Here is a 15,095-nt window from a genome sequence, read left to right as displayed (position 1 = left end):
TGTAGCAGGCGGCTGGAGGGTAGGCTGGCCGGGTGAATGAAGCCCCGACGTCATTGCCACAACTCGACGACGGCGCGGTCCGCGCGCCGAGGCTGACCGGTTACGCCCACGGTGGCGGCTGCGCCTGCAAAATTCCTCCCGGAGAGCTGGAAGACGCGGTTCGGGGGCTCATAGGCCAGCCCGGTGCTGACGTGCTGGTGGGCCTCGAAAGCGGCGACGATGCGGCTGCGGTCATGGTGCGCGAAGATCTAGCCGTGCTCTCCACCGCTGACTTCTTCACCCCCGTCGTCGACGATGCCTACGACTGGGGCCGGATCGCCGCGGCCAACGCGCTCTCCGACATCTATGCGATGGGAGGCCGCCCCATCATGGCGGTCAACCTCGTGGGCTGGCCCCGTGAGGTCCTCCCTCCGGAGCTGATGACCGAGGTCCTCCGCGGCGGTCTGAGCATCGCCTCGCAGGCCGGCTGTCCGGTGATCGGGGGGCATTCCATTGACGATCCCGAGCCGAAGTACGGCATGGCGGTGACCGGCGTCGCCCATCCCGACCGGCTGCTGCGCAACGATGCCGCGGAGCCGGGGTTGCCGATCACGCTCACCAAGCCGATCGGCGTCGGACTCCTCAACAACCGGCACAAGCGGACCGGTGACGTGTTCCCCGAAGCGGTGGCGACGATGGCGCATCTCAACCGCGACGCGGCTGAGGCCGCGGTGGCGGCGGGTGCACGTGCGGCGACGGACGTGACGGGTTTCGGCCTCCTCGGGCACCTCTACAAGATGTGCCGTGCGTCCGGGGTGGGCGCGGTGATCGACCTGTCGTCTGTGCCGCTCATTCAGGGGGCCCGGGAGGCGCTGCAGGCCGGCTTTGTCTCGGGTGGGACCCGGCGCAACCTCGAGTGGGTGCGACCGCACCTGCGTGCCGCTCCGGGGGTCACTGAAGAGGACCTGCTCCTTCTTGCCGACGCGCAGACCTCGGGAGGGCTGCTCGTCGTCGGCGAACTGCCCGGGCATCCCGTGATCGGCCACACCGTCGCCAACCAGGGCATCGAGATCCGCTAGACCCGGGTTGCCTAGCGCGCCGTAGTGATCGAATCGTTGGTGATGCCGGCGGAGCGGCGTGCTGCCAGTCGACGCTTCTGCGGTTCGATGGTGTAGCGCGGATCCCCGGCCGAGGATAGGCCAGCCTCCAAGACGCCGAACCGGGTGAGGGCGGAGGCTGCCAGCAACGCCACGCCCGATGCCGCGGCCACCGCACGGCTCCGTCCGGCCAGCAGTGTCCCCAGCCCACCGGCCACCGCCAGCCGCTCGCTCCACTTCAGCATGGCGCCCGCTTTGCCCTGATGCAGGGGCTCAGCTGCCACCGGGTCCATCCGATGCTCCATGACCCGCGTCGCCACGAGGTCGCCTGCCACGCCGAGCGCGGCCAGCGTCCGGGCGGGGCCCGCCTCGTGCACCGGAGTGGTGATCATGGCGAGCCCGGCGGACGCGAGGGACGCTGAGCTGACGAAGACGAAGGGCAGGTCCTCGTGCGCCGCATTCCACGTCGGTGTTGCGGTGTCGCCGAGCAGGACCGCCGTGTATGCCGCCAAAGGACCCGCGAACAGGGCGGCCTCAAGGCCGGCGGCCCCCTCGACCGCGTGCAGCACCGGACGCAGGGGGCCCAAGGGCAGCCGGCTGCCGCTTAGGCGATCGATCTCCGCAGCGGCCGAGACCGCCGTGCCGGCGCTAAAGGCGCTGAGGATCCACGATCCGACGCTCATCGGCGAGGTCAGCTTGAAGGTCCGGAGCATGTGCAGGAAACGCTCCGGCCTGCCGAGGTCCCTCATCAAAGCGGCGGCACCGAGACTTACGGCCGCCAGGGCGCTCAACCGCGCGTTCCGGCGCAGGGTAGGGCGGCGTGTCAGCTGTCCGCCGAGGCCGAGCAGGGCAGAGCCGCCCGCGACGCCGCCGAGGAACAGGTAGGCGGCGACGTCGTCGCCCCAAGGCGCTGGCTTGACGACGGGACGGCCGTAATACGAGGTGAATTCCGGCTCGGGGACCATCGGCATTTCCCGCGACCCATCACCGCCGTCCCGGCGGCCGATGCCACGCTTGCCTCCACTCCGGGGGCGGCGGGTGGGCTGGGGCGGTCGGAAGGTGTCGAAGTCCGAGTGGGTCACGCCCGTCCTCTCACAAAAGCCAACGCGGCTGCGGCCACCATTCCGGCCACAGCAATGCCAGCGCGTCTGTACATCTGCGGTAGGTCCGCCGTGGGGACCTTCGGGTCCGGCGGGAGCCCGTAGACCTCCGGCTCGTCGAGCAGCAGAAAGACCGATCCGGTTCCGCCGACGCCGTCGAGTTCATTGGCGCCATACAGCCTCGCCTCCGTCAGGCCTTGCGCATGCAACTGGGCGACTCGCTCCTTCGCGGTCTCCACCATGTCGTCGTGGTCGCCGAACTTGATGGACGTCGTCGGGCAGGCTTTGGCGCAGGCCGGCGTCTCGTCGGCCAACAGTCGGTCGTAGCACAGGGTGCACTTCTGGGCTATGCCGACGTTCGGGACGGCCGGGTGTTCGGCGTGCCGGTCCTCCCGTTGGGCGGCGACCGCAACGGTCCCGTCACGTCTGCGTTCGATCACGCCGAAGGGGCACCCAGCCACACAGGTCCCGCAGCCATTGCATACGTCGTCCTGGACCACCACGGTGCCGAACTCGGTACGGAAGAGCGCTCCGGTAGGACAAACATCGAGGCATCCCGCGTGGGTGCAGTGCTTGCAGACGTCAGAGGACATCAGCCACCGGAAGTCCGCCGTGTCCGGCGGCGTCCTGTCGGCCTCCCCCAAGTCCGGCGTGGTAGCCGTGGCAGCGGCGGGAGGACCGATGCGGGGCATGCCCAGATTGACGAGTTCACGCCCGGACTCGCGGGCTTCGACGATGCGTTCCTTGCCCTGTTCGACGAAGGCGACATGGCGCCATGTGCTCGCGCCCAGTCCCCCAGTGTTGTCGTACGAGGATTCGAGCAGTTCGAGATTCCCGTCCTGGGGGTTGTGGTTCCACTCCTTGCAGGCAACTTCGCACGCCTTGCAGCCGATGCAGATAGAGGTGTCCGTGAAGAACCCCTTGCGCGACTGGTGGTCCTCCCAGTGCGCATCGGCAGCGGGATCGGTCGGTCCGGACAGCTGGCCCATCTAATCCTCCAACCTCGAATCGGTACCCGGGAGGCTGTCCCCGCCGAGGCCAGGATCGATGCCTTCGGCAGCGGGATCGGTGACCGCGCTGTTCCCGGTGTCGGGCGTTGCACCGGACCGCGTCTGATACTCGGCCACCAAGGCAAGCAGTTCCGCCCCTCGGGGACGTCGGCCCGGCCGGATATCGCAGGAGGCGACCTTCGATTCCTGGATCTGGACATTCGGGTCCAGCGTCACGCCCAGGAGGTCGTTGGCCGCATCACCGCTGACGACCGCGTTCTCACCGACACCCCAGTGGTAGGGCAGACCAATCTGGTGCACGGTGTGGCCGCCGACGACGAGAGGTGCCATCCGTTCAGTGACAATCACCTTCGCTTCAATCGCCGAGCGCGGAGAGATGATCGTGGCCCACCCGTAGGGCTCAAGTCCCCGTTCGGCGGCCAGCTCGGGCGAAACCTCGCAGAACATCTCGGGCTGCAGTTCCGAGAGGTAGGGCAGCCAGCGGCTCATCCCCCCAGCCGTATGGTGCTCTGTGAGCCGATACGTGGTGAAGACGTAGGGATAGACGTCAGCGCCGCTGGTGCCAGCGCTTGGGGCACTGAGGTTGTCGGCTCGGGGGAACACAAGCCGTGCTGGGCTCTGCTGCTGCGGGTACAGCGCGTTGGCCACCGGCGATTCCTGCGCCTCGTAATGGGTAGGAAGGGGCCCGTCCACGAGGCCCTTGGGCGCGAACAGCCAGCCCTTGCCGTCGGACTGCATGATGAAGGGATCATCTCCGCTGAGCGCAGCGGGACCGCCGAGCGCGGGGTCGGGCGTGCTGCCCGGGGCCCTGTCAGGCGGGAAGTCGGGGACGTCGTCGCCGACCCATCGCCCCTGTTCCTCGTCCCACCAGATGTACTTCTTCCGCTCGCTCCACGGTTTGCCGGCTGGGTCGGCGGATGCCCGGTTGTACAGGATCCGACGGTTGGCAGGCCAGGCCCATCCCCATTCCGGCGCCGCGGGTCCCTGCTCGTGGCCCGGCTTGCGGTTGGCGGCGTGGTTGGTGCCTCCCGCGTACACGCCGGTGTAGATCCAACAGCCCGCCGCCGTCGATCCGTCGGCACGCAGCTCGGTATACGCCGAGAGGGGCCTGCCTGCGTCCGGCCCCTCGAGGTGACGGCCGTTGATCTCGGCAAGCACGGCTTCGGGATCGGGATCGCCGTGCTCGTCCGTGGGATAGTCCCAGGTGAGGTCGAGCAGCGGGCGGTCGCGCGCGTCGTCGGACCCGGCCAGTTTCTTCCGGATGCGCTGGCCCAGTTCATAGAAGAACTGAAGTTCGCTCTGGCATTCCCCGGGCGGTGCGACCGCCTGATGCCGCCACTGCAGCAGCCGCTGGGTCTGCGTGAATGAGCCGGCCTTCTCCACGTGTGTGGCTGCGGGGAGGAAGAACACCTCGGTCTCAATGTCCTCGGTGCGCAGCTCCCCCGAAGCGATCTCCGGGCCGTCCTTCCACCACGTGGCCGACTCGATGAGGTTCAAGTCCCGCACCACAAGCCACTTCAAGTGGGACATGCCCAGACGCTGCATCCGGCCGTTGGCAGAGCCCACGGCAGGATTCTGCCCAAGGAGGAAGTAGCCTTCGACCTCGTCCCCGAGCATGGACATCACCGTCTCGTAGGTCCCGTGCGCTCCGGTCAGCCTCGGAAGGTAGTCGTAGGCCCAGTCGTTCTCCGCGCTCGCTGCTTCGCCCCACCAGGCCTTCAGCAGGCTGACGGTGTAGGCATCGGCCTCGGCCCAGAAACCCTTCTGCTTCTTCGAGGCGATGGCGTCCAGATAGGCGCTAAAGGTGTCGTGGCGGCCTGCGCTGGGCATGGGAAGGTACCCGGGCAGGAGGTTGAAGAGCGTCGGGATGTCCGTGGAGCCCTGAATGCTGGCATGGCCGCGCAGGGCCATGATTCCGCCGCCGGGACGGCCCACGTTTCCGAGCAGAAGCTGCAGGACCGCAGCAGCCCGGATGAACTGCGCCCCCAGCGAATGCTGGGTCCAGCCGACGGCGTAGGCGAAGCAAGTCGTCCGGTCGCGCCCTGAGTTCTCCGTGATGGTGCGGGCCAGGTACTCGAAGTCCGCGATGCCGATGCCGCACATGTCCCGAACCATCTCGGGGGTGTACCGCGCGTAATGCCGCTTGACGATCTGGAAGACGGTCCGCGGGTCCTGCAGCGTGTCATCACGCTGCACCTGGGCATGCTCTAAGGCTGGTCCCCCGCTGCCGAAAGCGTCGCCAGCGGCCCGAGCCGAGGCATGGACGCCGTGTTCCGAGCCGGCCCCGGGCTCCTTGACGCCGCCACCCGCCTCTTCCGCGTACGACCATGACGCCGTGTCGTACGCCCGCTTCTCCGGATCGAAGCCGGAGAACAGTCCGCCGAGATCCTCGGCATCGCGATAGTCCTCGTGGACCAGCGTTGCCGCGTTGGTGTAGGCGCTGACGTACTCCTTGAACCAGAGGTCGTTGGCGATCACATAGTTGATGAGCGCGCCCAACAGGACAACGTCAGAGCCCGCCCGGATCGGGATGTGCCTGTCAGCGACAGCGGACGTACGCGTGAAGCGGGGATCGACGTGGATGATCTTCGCTCCGCGGGCCTTCGCTTCCGTTACCCACTGGTATCCCACGGGATGGCACTCAGCCATGTTGGAACCCTGGATGACGATGCAGTCAGCGTTGGCCATGTCCTGCAGTGATTGCGTCGCACCACCGCGTCCAAACGAGGTTCCCAAACTGGGAACCGTTGCGGAGTGTCAAATGCGGGCTTGGTTCTCGATCTGCACTGCTCCGGCAGCCGTGAAGAGCTTCTTGATCAGGTAGTTCTCTTCGTTGTCCAGCGTTGCGCCGCCCAGCGAGGCGATGCCCATCGTGCGGCGCAGCATCCGGCCTTTTCCGTCTTCCTGCTGCCAGGTCCTGCGGCGTGACTCGATGAACCGGTTTGCCACCATGTCGATGGCCGTCTCCAGATCCAGGTGCTCCCATTCGGTGGAGCGGGGGGCACGGTAGAGCACTCGGGTCTGCCGGCCCGGCGAGTTGACGAGCTGCTCGCTGGCGGAGCCCTTGGGGCAGAGCCGGCCGCGCGAAATGGGCGAATCGGGATCGCCCTCGATCTGGATGACCTTCTCGTCCTTGACGTAGACGCGCTGTCCACATCCCACAGCACAGTAAGGGCAGACGCTCTGCACCACGCGGTCAGCGGTGGACGTCCGCGGGGCGATCGCCTTGGTCCGGGGCGACGTGACTGACGGTCCGCGGCCGAACAGGTCGCCCGTGCTCACCTGCCGAACGACCGGCCACTCGAGGAAGCTTCGCCGTGCCATGTCGGCGAGCATATCCCACATCGCAGTGCGAGCGACAGGACAACGCTGGCGCGTCGAAGGCTTCGCCGCTCTCAGGGGCGAGGCATCGTCGTCTCGAAGAGGGCCGCCGTCCCGATTCCGCCTGCCGAGCTGATCAGCGCGAGGCACAGCGCACCCTCGGGGAGCAGTTGCGCCCGTGCGAGCAGCCGTACCACTGACACCGCGCCGGAGGCGCCATAGGCATGGCCGAGGGCGAGCGCCCCACCTCCGGTGTTGAGAACAGTGTCCAGCTGCACGGGTCCGACCCCAAGACGGTCGGTGCACGCGAGAACCTGTCCGGCAAAGGCCTCGTTGAACTCGATGGCGGCGATGTCTGAGATGCCCAGTCCGAGGTCCGCGAGGAGCGACTGCGCGGCCATCGCCGCTCCGAGGCCGAGCCGCCGGGGGTCGACCCCCACCGTCACCGCGTCGACGAAGGCCAGTGAGGGCCGCGCCCCAGCCCCCTCGAGGTCCGCTGCGGCGTCGCGGGCTGCCACAAGCACCCCCGCCGCACCGTCGGCGTCGAAGCAGGAATTACCCGCCGTGACCGTCCCTTCTGGGACGAATGCCGGCGGGAAACGGGCGAGGAGCCGCGCGTCGAGGCGGGCCCGCGGACCGTTGTCCGCCCGCACCCAGCCCCGTGGTCCGCGCACGGGCACGAGTTCGGCGTCGAACGCCCCTCGCGAGAGTGCAGTGAGCGCCAGGCGGTGGCTCCGCAGCGCGAACTCGTCCTGGCGCTCCCGCACCACCCCGGCCTCCCGTGCCACCGTCTCGGCCGCGACGCCCATCTCCGGATCGCCGGGCTCCGCCTCGCCCTCCTCCGTCGGGGCGTGCTGGGCACGGTGGTAGAAGTCGACGCCGCCCCCTGGCCGCCGCCTCCCGCGCACCGGCGCGGTGCTGATCGACTCGGCGCCGCCGGCGACGAACAGGTCCCCGGCACCCGCCTGGGCGAGGCGGCACGCGAGGACGACAGCGTCGAGCCCGGACCCGCACTGTCGGTCCACGGTGATGCCGGGAAGGCGCTCCGGCAGGCCCGCCTCCAGGACCGCGAGCCGCGCGAGGTTCCCTCCGCCGCCCGCTGCATTGCCCACGACGACGTCGGCAAGCCGCGCGGGGTCGAGGCCCGGCGTCCCGGTCAGCGCTTCCAGCACAGGAGTTAGCAGCCGGTGGACGGGAACCTCGGCGAGCAGAGTGCCAGCACGCGCAAGAGGGGTCCGTCGGCCGGCCATCACGAGGGGCGCTCCCGGGGGCGCGAGCCGCCTGCGGTAGCCGGGCTCAGGCGAGCCGCCGCGCACGCGAGTCCCCTTCGAGCGCCCAGCGGGAGAATTCGGTGCGGGAGAGCTTGCCGCGTTCGGTGACGGGCAGGGCGTCGAGCTGCAGGTACTCGAGCGGCCGCTTCGCCGGCGCGAGCCGCCCCTCGAGCCCCGCGCGGAGCTGGAGCTGGCACAGCCCCGCGTGCGCCGGGACAATCCCGGCCACGACGCGCTGGCCCCGCACGTCATCGGGGACGCCCGCCACGACCACCTCAGCCACGCCGGGCAGCATCGCGAGGGCTGCCTCGACCTCGTGCGGGTACACGTTGTGGCCGCCGGTGTTGATCATGTCCTGCGACCGGCCGAGCACATGCAGTTCACCGGCGTCGAGGAAGCCCTGGTCGCGGACGGTGAACCAGTCTCCCAGGCGCGTGAACGCCTGCCCGTCATCTCCCCACACGTAGCCGTCGCACACTAGGGGGCTCCGCACGCAGATGTTGCCGGTCTGCCCATCGGACACGGGAGCGCCCCGATCGTCCAGGATGGCCGCCTCGACGCCCTCGAAGGCACGGCCGACACCGGTGCCCACCTCTGCGGCTGCGGCTGCAGGACCGGGGTCGTGGCGGCTCGCGGCGACGAAGCTCAGCTCGGAGGCGCCGTAGTACTCCCACACCACGGCCCGTGGCGCCCAGCGCCGCACTGCCTCGAGGGTACGCCGGTCGAGCTTTTGGCCCGAGCAGACGACGGCGGTAATCCCGCTCGCGTCGACGTCTCCGGTGATGCCCCGCTCGGCGAGGACCCGGAGCATCGTTGGGACTAGGACGAGGCGCGTGATGCCGCGAAGCGAGACCTCGGCATGCGCATCGCCGACGTCGAACCGCGCAAGGGTGTGGAAGGTGGCTCCCGCCCAGAGGCATTCCGAGAGCGTGTAGAGGTTCAGGCTCGCCGAGAGCGGGCCAGGGGCTAGGACCCGATCGGCGGGGTCGAGGCGGAATGCGGCGGCGGAGGCCTCGAAGGAGCGCACCCAGGAGGCACGGGAGCGGCTGAAGGCCTTGGGGACGCTCGTCGTCCCCGAGGTCAGGCCCACGAGGAAGCTGGAGGCCGGTTCCCCGTCGCGGAGGGCCTCAGGCGCCGGACGCCGGTGTGCGGGGGCGCCCCAGCGCTCGGCGAGGCGACGCTCCACGGTGTCCGCGAGGTCATCCGGCCACGCGGGGTCCAGGACCGCGCACTCGCGCTCGCCGGCCACTCCCGCCGCCCAGCGCACGGCGAAGCCCACGCTGTTGGGCTCCCGGAGCACACCGGTGGGCTCTCCCGATCGGGCGAGGGCGGCGGCGGCGCCGTGCAGCTCGGACCATGAAAGCCGTTCACGCCCGCAGACGACCGCGGGCTCGTGCTGCTTCTCCGCCGCCCAGCGCGACAGCCGGTCCAGAAAAGGCATGCATAGATTCTATCGGCGGGCCGCCGGTGCGCCCGCGATCATGACGTGGCGGCTAACGTGGGTCCATGAGCTTCAACGAAGGCAGCCAACTGGATCCGTCCCAGGTCGAAGACCGCCGCGGCGGCGGTGGAGGGCGGTTCGGCCGCGGGACGATGATCGGCGGCGGCCTCGGCGGGGCGATCCTCGTTCTGGTGCTGAGCCTCCTCGGCGTGAACCCCAGCATCCTGAACGACCTCACCGGCGGTGGCCAGGATTCGGGCCAGCAGCAGCCCGTAGGCACCGCCGGGGGCACGAGCGAATGCAGGACCGGCGCTGATGCATCGGCCCGCCTCGACTGCCGCATCGTCGGCACGGTCAACAGTGTCAACGCGTTCTGGAGCGGCTACCTGCCCCAGCAGGGCGTCAAGTACACCAAGCCCCAGGCCGTCATCTTCAGCGGGCGCACCCAGACGGCATGCGGTCCCGCGTCCACCGCGGTCGGACCGTTCTACTGCCCGAGCGACACGACGGCATACTTCGATCCCGGGTTCTTCGACGAGCTCGTGAACCGCTTCGGCTCCTCCGGCGGCCCGCTCGCACAGGAGTACGTCGTGGCCCACGAGTTCGGCCACCACGTCCAGGACCTCATCGGCACCCTCGGCTATGCCCAGAAGGACCCCCAGGGCCCGCAGTCGGGCAGCGTGCGCGTCGAGCTGCAGGCCGACTGCTTCGCCGGCATGTGGGCGCACCACGCGAGCACAACTCCGGACCCTGCCACCGGCAAGCCGTACCTGCAGCCCATCACCCAGAAGGACGTGCAGGACGCCCTCTCGGCGGCCGCCTCAGTGGGCGATGACCGGATCCAGCAGGCCGCCACCGGCCGCGTGAGCCCCGAGAGCTACACGCACGGCACGAGCCAACAGCGCCAGACCTGGTTCATGCGCGGCTTCTCGAGCGGCGACATCAACCAGTGCAACACGCTTGTCGGCAGCGTGTAGCCGCGGAGCAGCGTCTGGCCGCGGACGGGGCATGTGCCCCCTGCACGACGGCGGCCGGTCACCCTCCGCAGGGAGGGTGACCGGCCGCCGTGGCACTGGGCACTGTTCGCGGTGCGGGTCCTAGATGTTGAACCCAAGGGCGCGCATCTGGTCGCGCCCATCCTCAGTGATCCGCTCGGGACCCCATGGCGGCATCCACACCCAGTTGAGGCGCCACTCGTCGACAATGCCATCGAGGACCTTGCCGACCTGCTCCTCGAGAATGTCCGTGAGCGGGCATGCGGCGGTGGTGAGCGTCATGCTGATGAGCAGCGCGCCATCCTCGCCGTATTCGAGCCCGTAAACGAGCCCCAGGTCCACGACGTTGACGCCGAGCTCGGGGTCGATCACGTCCTTGAGGCACTCCTCGACCTCCTCGAGCGAGGTCGGTGCCGGCTGGATCTCTGTCATCACTGCCTTCCCTGTTTCGGAAATGGTGACGGCCGTGGGCCGTCGAGGTCAGGCCTTGGCGCTGACCGAGCCAGCGCCGACAAGGTAGCGGTCGTAGCCCTCGTCCTCGAGCCGGTCGGCGAGCTCGGGGCCACCCTGCTCGACCACACGGCCATCAACGAACACGTGCACGAACTCGGGCTTGATGTAGCGCAGGATCCGGGTGTAGTGCGTGATGAGCAGGGTGCCCATGTTGCCCTCGGCCTGAGCGCGGTTCACGCCCTCCGAGACGACCTTGAGGGCGTCCACGTCGAGGCCGGAATCGGTCTCGTCGAGAACCGCGAACTTCGGCTTGAACAGCTCGAGCTGGAGGATCTCGACCCGCTTCTTCTCACCGCCGGAGAAGCCCTCGTTGACATTGCGCTGGGCGAAGTCGGCGTCGATGCGCAGCTGCTCCATGGCGGCCTTGACGTCCTTGGTCCACGTGCGGATCGCCGGCGCCGTGCCATCGATCGCCGTCTTCGCGGTGCGCAGGAAGTTGGTCATCGTGACGCCGGGAATCTCCACCGGGTACTGCATCGCGAGGAACAGGCCGGCCCGGGCGCGCTGGTCGACACTCATCGCGAGGACGTCCTCGCCATCGAGCGTGATGGAGCCCTGGGTGACGGTGTAGCGCGGGTGGCCCGCGATGGTCGAGGCGAGCGTGGACTTGCCGGAGCCGTTGGGCCCCATGATGGCGTGGGTCTCGCCGGTCTTCACGGTCAGGGTGACGCCCTTGAGGATCTCCTTGACGCCCTGCTCGGTCTCGATCGAGACGTGCAGGTCCTTGATCTCCAGAGTCGACATGTGTTTCTCCTAGTGCCCGGTCGCCCCGGGCGAAGTCATGAGGTGAGGGTCAGTTTTCGCTGGCGTCGAGCTCGCGCTCGACGGCCTCGGTGAGGTGCTCTTCGATGCTCGGAACGCCGATCTTCTGGATGATCTCGTTCAGGAAGCCGCGCACCACCAGCCGGCGCGCCACGTCCTCGGGGATGCCGCGGGCCATGAGGTAGAAGAGGTGCTCGTCGTCGAAGCGGCCGGTCGCGCTCGCGTGGCCGGCGCCCTTGATGAGGCCTGTCTCGATCTCGAGGTTGGGGACCGAGTCGGCGCGGCCGCCGTCGGTGAGGACCAGGTTCTGGTTCTTTTCGTAGCTGTCAGTGCCCTCGGCCTGCTTCTGGATCAGCACGTCGCCGACCCACACGGTACGTGCGTCCTTGCCCTGCAGAGCGCCCTTGTACAGGACGTTCGAGATGCAGTTGGGCTGGGCGTGGTCCACGTAGGTACGGTGCTCGAGGTGCTGGCCGGCATCGGCGAAGTAGAGCCCGTACAGTTCGGCCTCGCCGCCGGGCGCCGCAAAGCGGGCCGTCGGGGTCATACGCACAAGCGAGCCGCCGAGGCTCACGGCGATGTGCTTCAGGTGCGCATCCCGGCCGATCCTGACCTGCTGGCTCGAGGCATGCACCGAGGCGTCGCTCCACTCCTGCAGGGACACGACCGTGAGGTCCGCGCCGTCCTCGAGGAGAATCTCGACGTTCTCGGCCACGATCGCCTCACCGATGTGGTTGAGGACGACGACACCGCGCGCCCCCTTCTCGGCGACAATCACCACGTGCTGGGCTGCTGCCGCAAGGCCCGCACCCGTGAGCGTGACGAGGACACGCTCCGTGAGCTCGGCCCCGGCAGGCACGGTGATGACCGTGGCCTCGGCGAAGTGGGCCCACGCATTCGCGGAGACGCGGTCCTCGGGGATGCTGGCCGAGCCGATGCGGGCATCGTCACGCCCCACGGTCTCGACACGGACCTCGTCAGGCGCCTCGACTGCGACAGCCGGGGCGGCGCCGTCGAGCGCTGTGGTGTGGAGGCCGCTGAGCCGCTTGAGGGGCGTGAAGCGCCACTCCTCCTCAGTGCCCTTGACGGCCGGGAAGTCCTCGAGCCGGTACGAGGTGAGGCGGCCGGCGCGGGAGCTGTCCGGGATGCCGTATCCACCGCCGTGGGAATGCGGCTTGGCGGCGTCCCCACCCAGCGTGGAGCGCGACTGCTCGGCAGGCTCGAGCGGGGTGAGGCTTTCGCCCTCCTCGGTGAGGCCCGGGATGGACGGCCTGCCGGCGCCTGCCTTCTCAGCTGCTGTCTTCTCTTCTGTCATCTCGGTCATCAGCCGACGGACCCTTCCATCTGCAGTTCGATCAAACGGTTCAGCTCGAGGGCGTACTCCATGGGGAGCTCGCGTGCAATCGGCTCGATGAAGCCGCGGACGATCATGGCCATGGCCTCGTCCTCGGGCATCCCGCGGGACATGAGATAGAAGAGCTGCTCCTCGGACACCCTGGAGACCGTCGCCTCATGTCCGAGCACCACATCGTCCTCGCGGATGTCGATGTACGGGTAGGTGTCGGAGCGCGAGATCGTGTCGACGAGGAGGGCGTCGCAGCGCACCGTGTTGGCCGAGTGCGTGGCCCCCTCGCGGACCTGGACGAGGCCTCGGTAGGCCGAGCGGCCGCCGCCGCGGGCCACGGACTTGGAGACGATCGAGGACTTCGTGTTCGGCGCGATGTGGACCATCTTGGATCCGGTGTCCTGGTGCTGGCCCTCGCCGGCGAAGGCGATCGAGAGGGTCTCGCCCTTGGCGTGCTCGCCGACCAGGTACACGGCCGGGTACTTCATGGTGACTTTCGAGCCGATGTTACCGTCGATCCACTCCATCGTTGCGCCTTCGTGGCACATGGCGCGCTTGGTCACGAGGTTGTAGACATTGTTCGACCAGTTCTGGATCGTCGTGTAGCGGACGCGGGCGCCCTTCTTGACGATGATCTCCACGACTGCGGAGTGCAGCGAGTCCGACGTGTAGATCGGGGCCGTACAGCCCTCGATGTAGTGCACGTACGAGTCCTCGTCGGCGATGATGAGCGTGCGCTCGAACTGGCCCATGTTCTCCGTGTTGATGCGGAAGTAGGCCTGCAGCGGGATCTCAACGTGGACGCCCTTCGGGACGTACACGAACGAGCCGCCTGACCACACAGCCGTATTGAGCGAGGCGAACTTGTTGTCGCCGGCTGGGATGACTGTGCCGAAGTACTCGGTGAAGAACTCGGGGTGCTCCTTCAGCGCAGTGTCCGTGTCGAGGAAGATCACGCCCTGGGCCTCGAGGTCCTCGCGGATCTGGTGGTACACCACCTCCGACTCGTACTGGGCGGCGACGCCGGCCACGAGACGGCTGCGCTCTGCCTCCGGGATGCCGAGCTTCTCGTAGGTGTTGCGGATGTCCTCCGGGAGGTCCTCCCAGGACTGCGCCTGCTTCTCCGTGGAGCGGACAAAGTACTTGATGTTGTCGAAGTCGATGCCCGAGAGGTCAGCGCCCCACAGCGGCATCGGCTTGCGGTCGAAGTACTTCAGGCCCTTCAGGCGGAGGTCGAGCATCCACTCGGGCTCGCCCTTCTTGGCCGAGATGTCCCGGACCACGTCCTCGTTGAGGCCACGCCGCGCGTTCGCGCCGGCGTCATTCTTGTCGGCCCAGCCGTACTCGTAGGTGCCGATCCCGTGGAGCTCCGGGTTCTTCTCCAGGATCTCCGCGATCACCGTGGACCCGGCGCCAGCCTGGTCCACGGCCGTCACAGCGCGGTCCTGCGCTAATTGATCCGTCATCACGGCCTCTCTTGCTGCTCGATGGATGTCTCCGAGACGACGGCCTTGAGCTGGCCGCGCCCGGTAGGAATGTGAGTCGTGCACACGTGGCCGCCCTGCGCAAGAGTCGAGAGCCGCCGGACGTCCACGCCCAGCAGGCGCGAGAAGGCGGCAGTCTCACTGTCGCAGAACGCGGGGAACTCCGCCGCCAGTTGCTGCACGGGGCAATGGCCCTGGCACAGCTGGACGCTCTTGAGGTGGGCTGGAATCGGTGCCTTGCCGTGCACCGTCGCCGTCGAGGCAACGAAGCCGTCAGCGGTAAGGGCCTCGGCGAGGGCGCGGGAGCGGGCAGCGACGTCATCGCCCGCCGCTTCGAGAAGCGGCTTGTACCGCCGTTCCATGGCCGCGAACCTCTCGTGGGCGAAGTCCTCGACCGCCCCGGGTCCGCCGAGCTCCGCAAGGCGCTCGAGCGCCTTTCTGGCGATGTCGAGGTAGTCGTCACCGATCGTGGACTGGCCCCGCGATGTCAGCACGTAGCGCCGAGCGGGCCGACCAGCCCCGGTCCCCGACGTCGCCACCAGCTTGACCTCAACGACGCCGGCGTCCGTGAGGGCATCGAGGTGTCGGCGCACCGCGGCCGGGGTGACATTGAGCATCTCGCCGAGTTCGGCGGCACTGACGGGGCCATGCTCGAGCACGGCGCTGAGGACTCGGTCACGGGTGCGGTCCTCTACGTCAGGCCTGAGCTCAGCCTTGGGCGACTTCACGGAATACACAAGACAATCATTGCCTAATATGCCGCTTGTCTCCAGTAAG

Annotated in this window: 12 protein-coding genes; 2 read left to right on the top strand and 10 right to left on the bottom strand. The window is 68.5% G+C overall.

The window, feature by feature from the left end:
* Positions 1 to 53 precede the first annotated feature (53 nt).
* Positions 54 to 1,058, top strand: coding sequence for a selenide, water dikinase SelD (gene selD, locus LF262_RS01010; RefSeq protein ID WP_268933538.1), 1,005 nt, complete (start codon positions 54 to 56; stop codon positions 1,056 to 1,058).
* 11 nt (positions 1,059 to 1,069) lie between these two features.
* Here the strand turns inward: selD and nrfD are convergent, their stop codons facing one another.
* From nrfD to LF262_RS00985, 5 genes are all read right to left on the bottom strand, one after another.
* Positions 1,070 to 2,158, bottom strand: a complete 1,089-nt coding sequence (nrfD, locus tag LF262_RS01005) for an NrfD/PsrC family molybdoenzyme membrane anchor subunit (protein ID WP_235778430.1) — start codon at positions 2,156 to 2,158, stop codon at positions 1,070 to 1,072.
* Positions 2,155 to 3,165, bottom strand: coding sequence for a 4Fe-4S dicluster domain-containing protein (locus LF262_RS01000; RefSeq protein WP_235778429.1), 1,011 nt, complete (start codon positions 3,163 to 3,165; stop codon positions 2,155 to 2,157). Before LF262_RS01000 ends, nrfD begins: the two co-directional genes overlap by 4 nt.
* Positions 3,166 to 6,510, bottom strand: a complete 3,345-nt coding sequence (fdh, locus tag LF262_RS00995) for a formate dehydrogenase (RefSeq protein ID WP_235778428.1) — start codon at positions 6,508 to 6,510, stop codon at positions 3,166 to 3,168.
* A gap of 71 nt (positions 6,511 to 6,581) precedes the next feature.
* Positions 6,582 to 7,757: a thiolase family protein gene (locus LF262_RS00990; protein ID WP_268933537.1), complete on the bottom strand. Its 1,176-nt coding sequence runs from the start codon at positions 7,755 to 7,757 to the stop codon at positions 6,582 to 6,584.
* Between the two features lie 46 nt (positions 7,758 to 7,803).
* Positions 7,804 to 9,219, bottom strand: coding sequence for a class I adenylate-forming enzyme family protein (locus LF262_RS00985; RefSeq protein ID WP_235778426.1), 1,416 nt, complete (start codon positions 9,217 to 9,219; stop codon positions 7,804 to 7,806).
* Positions 9,220 to 9,284: 65 nt separating this feature from the next.
* Here LF262_RS00985 and ypfJ point away from each other — a divergent pair, with 65 nt between their 5' ends.
* The gene (gene ypfJ / locus LF262_RS00980) at positions 9,285 to 10,196 is read left to right on the top strand and encodes a KPN_02809 family neutral zinc metallopeptidase (RefSeq protein ID WP_235778425.1); all 912 of its coding nucleotides are present in this window, start codon (positions 9,285 to 9,287) and stop codon (positions 10,194 to 10,196) included.
* A 120-nt stretch (positions 10,197 to 10,316) separates the two neighbouring features.
* Here the strand turns inward: ypfJ and LF262_RS00975 are convergent, their stop codons facing one another.
* The 5 genes from LF262_RS00975 to LF262_RS00955 are packed head-to-tail and all read right to left on the bottom strand — an operon-like array spanning position 10,317 to position 15,055.
* Positions 10,317 to 10,646 carry a metal-sulfur cluster assembly factor gene (locus tag LF262_RS00975; RefSeq protein ID WP_235778424.1) on the bottom strand — a complete coding sequence of 110 codons (330 nt, stop codon included), beginning with the start codon at positions 10,644 to 10,646 and terminating at the stop codon, positions 10,317 to 10,319.
* A gap of 48 nt (positions 10,647 to 10,694) precedes the next feature.
* Positions 10,695 to 11,471, bottom strand: coding sequence for a Fe-S cluster assembly ATPase SufC (gene sufC / locus LF262_RS00970; protein ID WP_235778423.1), 777 nt, complete (start codon positions 11,469 to 11,471; stop codon positions 10,695 to 10,697).
* Between the two features lie 49 nt (positions 11,472 to 11,520).
* Positions 11,521 to 12,813 carry a Fe-S cluster assembly protein SufD gene (gene sufD / locus LF262_RS00965; RefSeq protein ID WP_235778422.1) on the bottom strand — a complete coding sequence of 431 codons (1,293 nt, stop codon included), beginning with the start codon at positions 12,811 to 12,813 and terminating at the stop codon, positions 11,521 to 11,523.
* Positions 12,813 to 14,300 carry a Fe-S cluster assembly protein SufB gene (gene sufB / locus LF262_RS00960; protein ID WP_235778421.1) on the bottom strand — a complete coding sequence of 496 codons (1,488 nt, stop codon included), beginning with the start codon at positions 14,298 to 14,300 and terminating at the stop codon, positions 12,813 to 12,815. The genes sufD and sufB overlap by 1 nt, the downstream gene beginning before the upstream one ends.
* Positions 14,300 to 15,055 (bottom strand): helix-turn-helix transcriptional regulator, encoded by a 756-nt coding sequence (locus LF262_RS00955; RefSeq protein WP_235778420.1) that lies wholly within the window; start codon positions 15,053 to 15,055, stop codon positions 14,300 to 14,302. The genes sufB and LF262_RS00955 overlap by 1 nt, the downstream gene beginning before the upstream one ends.
* Between the last annotated feature and the right edge of the window lie 40 nt (positions 15,056 to 15,095).

The sequence above is a fragment of the Sinomonas notoginsengisoli genome, from assembly GCF_021554725.1.
Lineage (GTDB): Bacteria > Actinomycetota > Actinomycetes > Actinomycetales > Micrococcaceae > Sinomonas > Sinomonas notoginsengisoli.
The sequence above is the reverse complement of the archived record's forward strand: the minus strand, read 5'-3'. Positions and strand labels throughout refer to the sequence as shown.

Coding starts and splice junctions, on each gene's coding strand:
- LF262_RS00975 (WP_235778424.1), bottom strand. CDS start 10,646: ATGACAGAGATCCAGCCGGCACCGACCTCGCTCGAGGAGGTCGAGGAG.
- LF262_RS01000 (WP_235778429.1), bottom strand. CDS start 3,165: ATGGGCCAGCTGTCCGGACCGACCGATCCCGCTGCCGATGCGCACTGG.
- LF262_RS00985 (WP_235778426.1), bottom strand. CDS start 9,219: ATGCCTTTTCTGGACCGGCTGTCGCGCTGGGCGGCGGAGAAGCAGCAC.
- ypfJ (WP_235778425.1), top strand. CDS start 9,285: ATGAGCTTCAACGAAGGCAGCCAACTGGATCCGTCCCAGGTCGAAGAC.
- sufD (WP_235778422.1), bottom strand. CDS start 12,813: ATGACCGAGATGACAGAAGAGAAGACAGCAGCTGAGAAGGCAGGCGCC.
- LF262_RS00990 (WP_268933537.1), bottom strand. CDS start 7,757: ATGGCCGGCCGACGGACCCCTCTTGCGCGTGCTGGCACTCTGCTCGCC.
- sufB (WP_235778421.1), bottom strand. CDS start 14,300: ATGACGGATCAATTAGCGCAGGACCGCGCTGTGACGGCCGTGGACCAG.
- sufC (WP_235778423.1), bottom strand. CDS start 11,471: ATGTCGACTCTGGAGATCAAGGACCTGCACGTCTCGATCGAGACCGAG.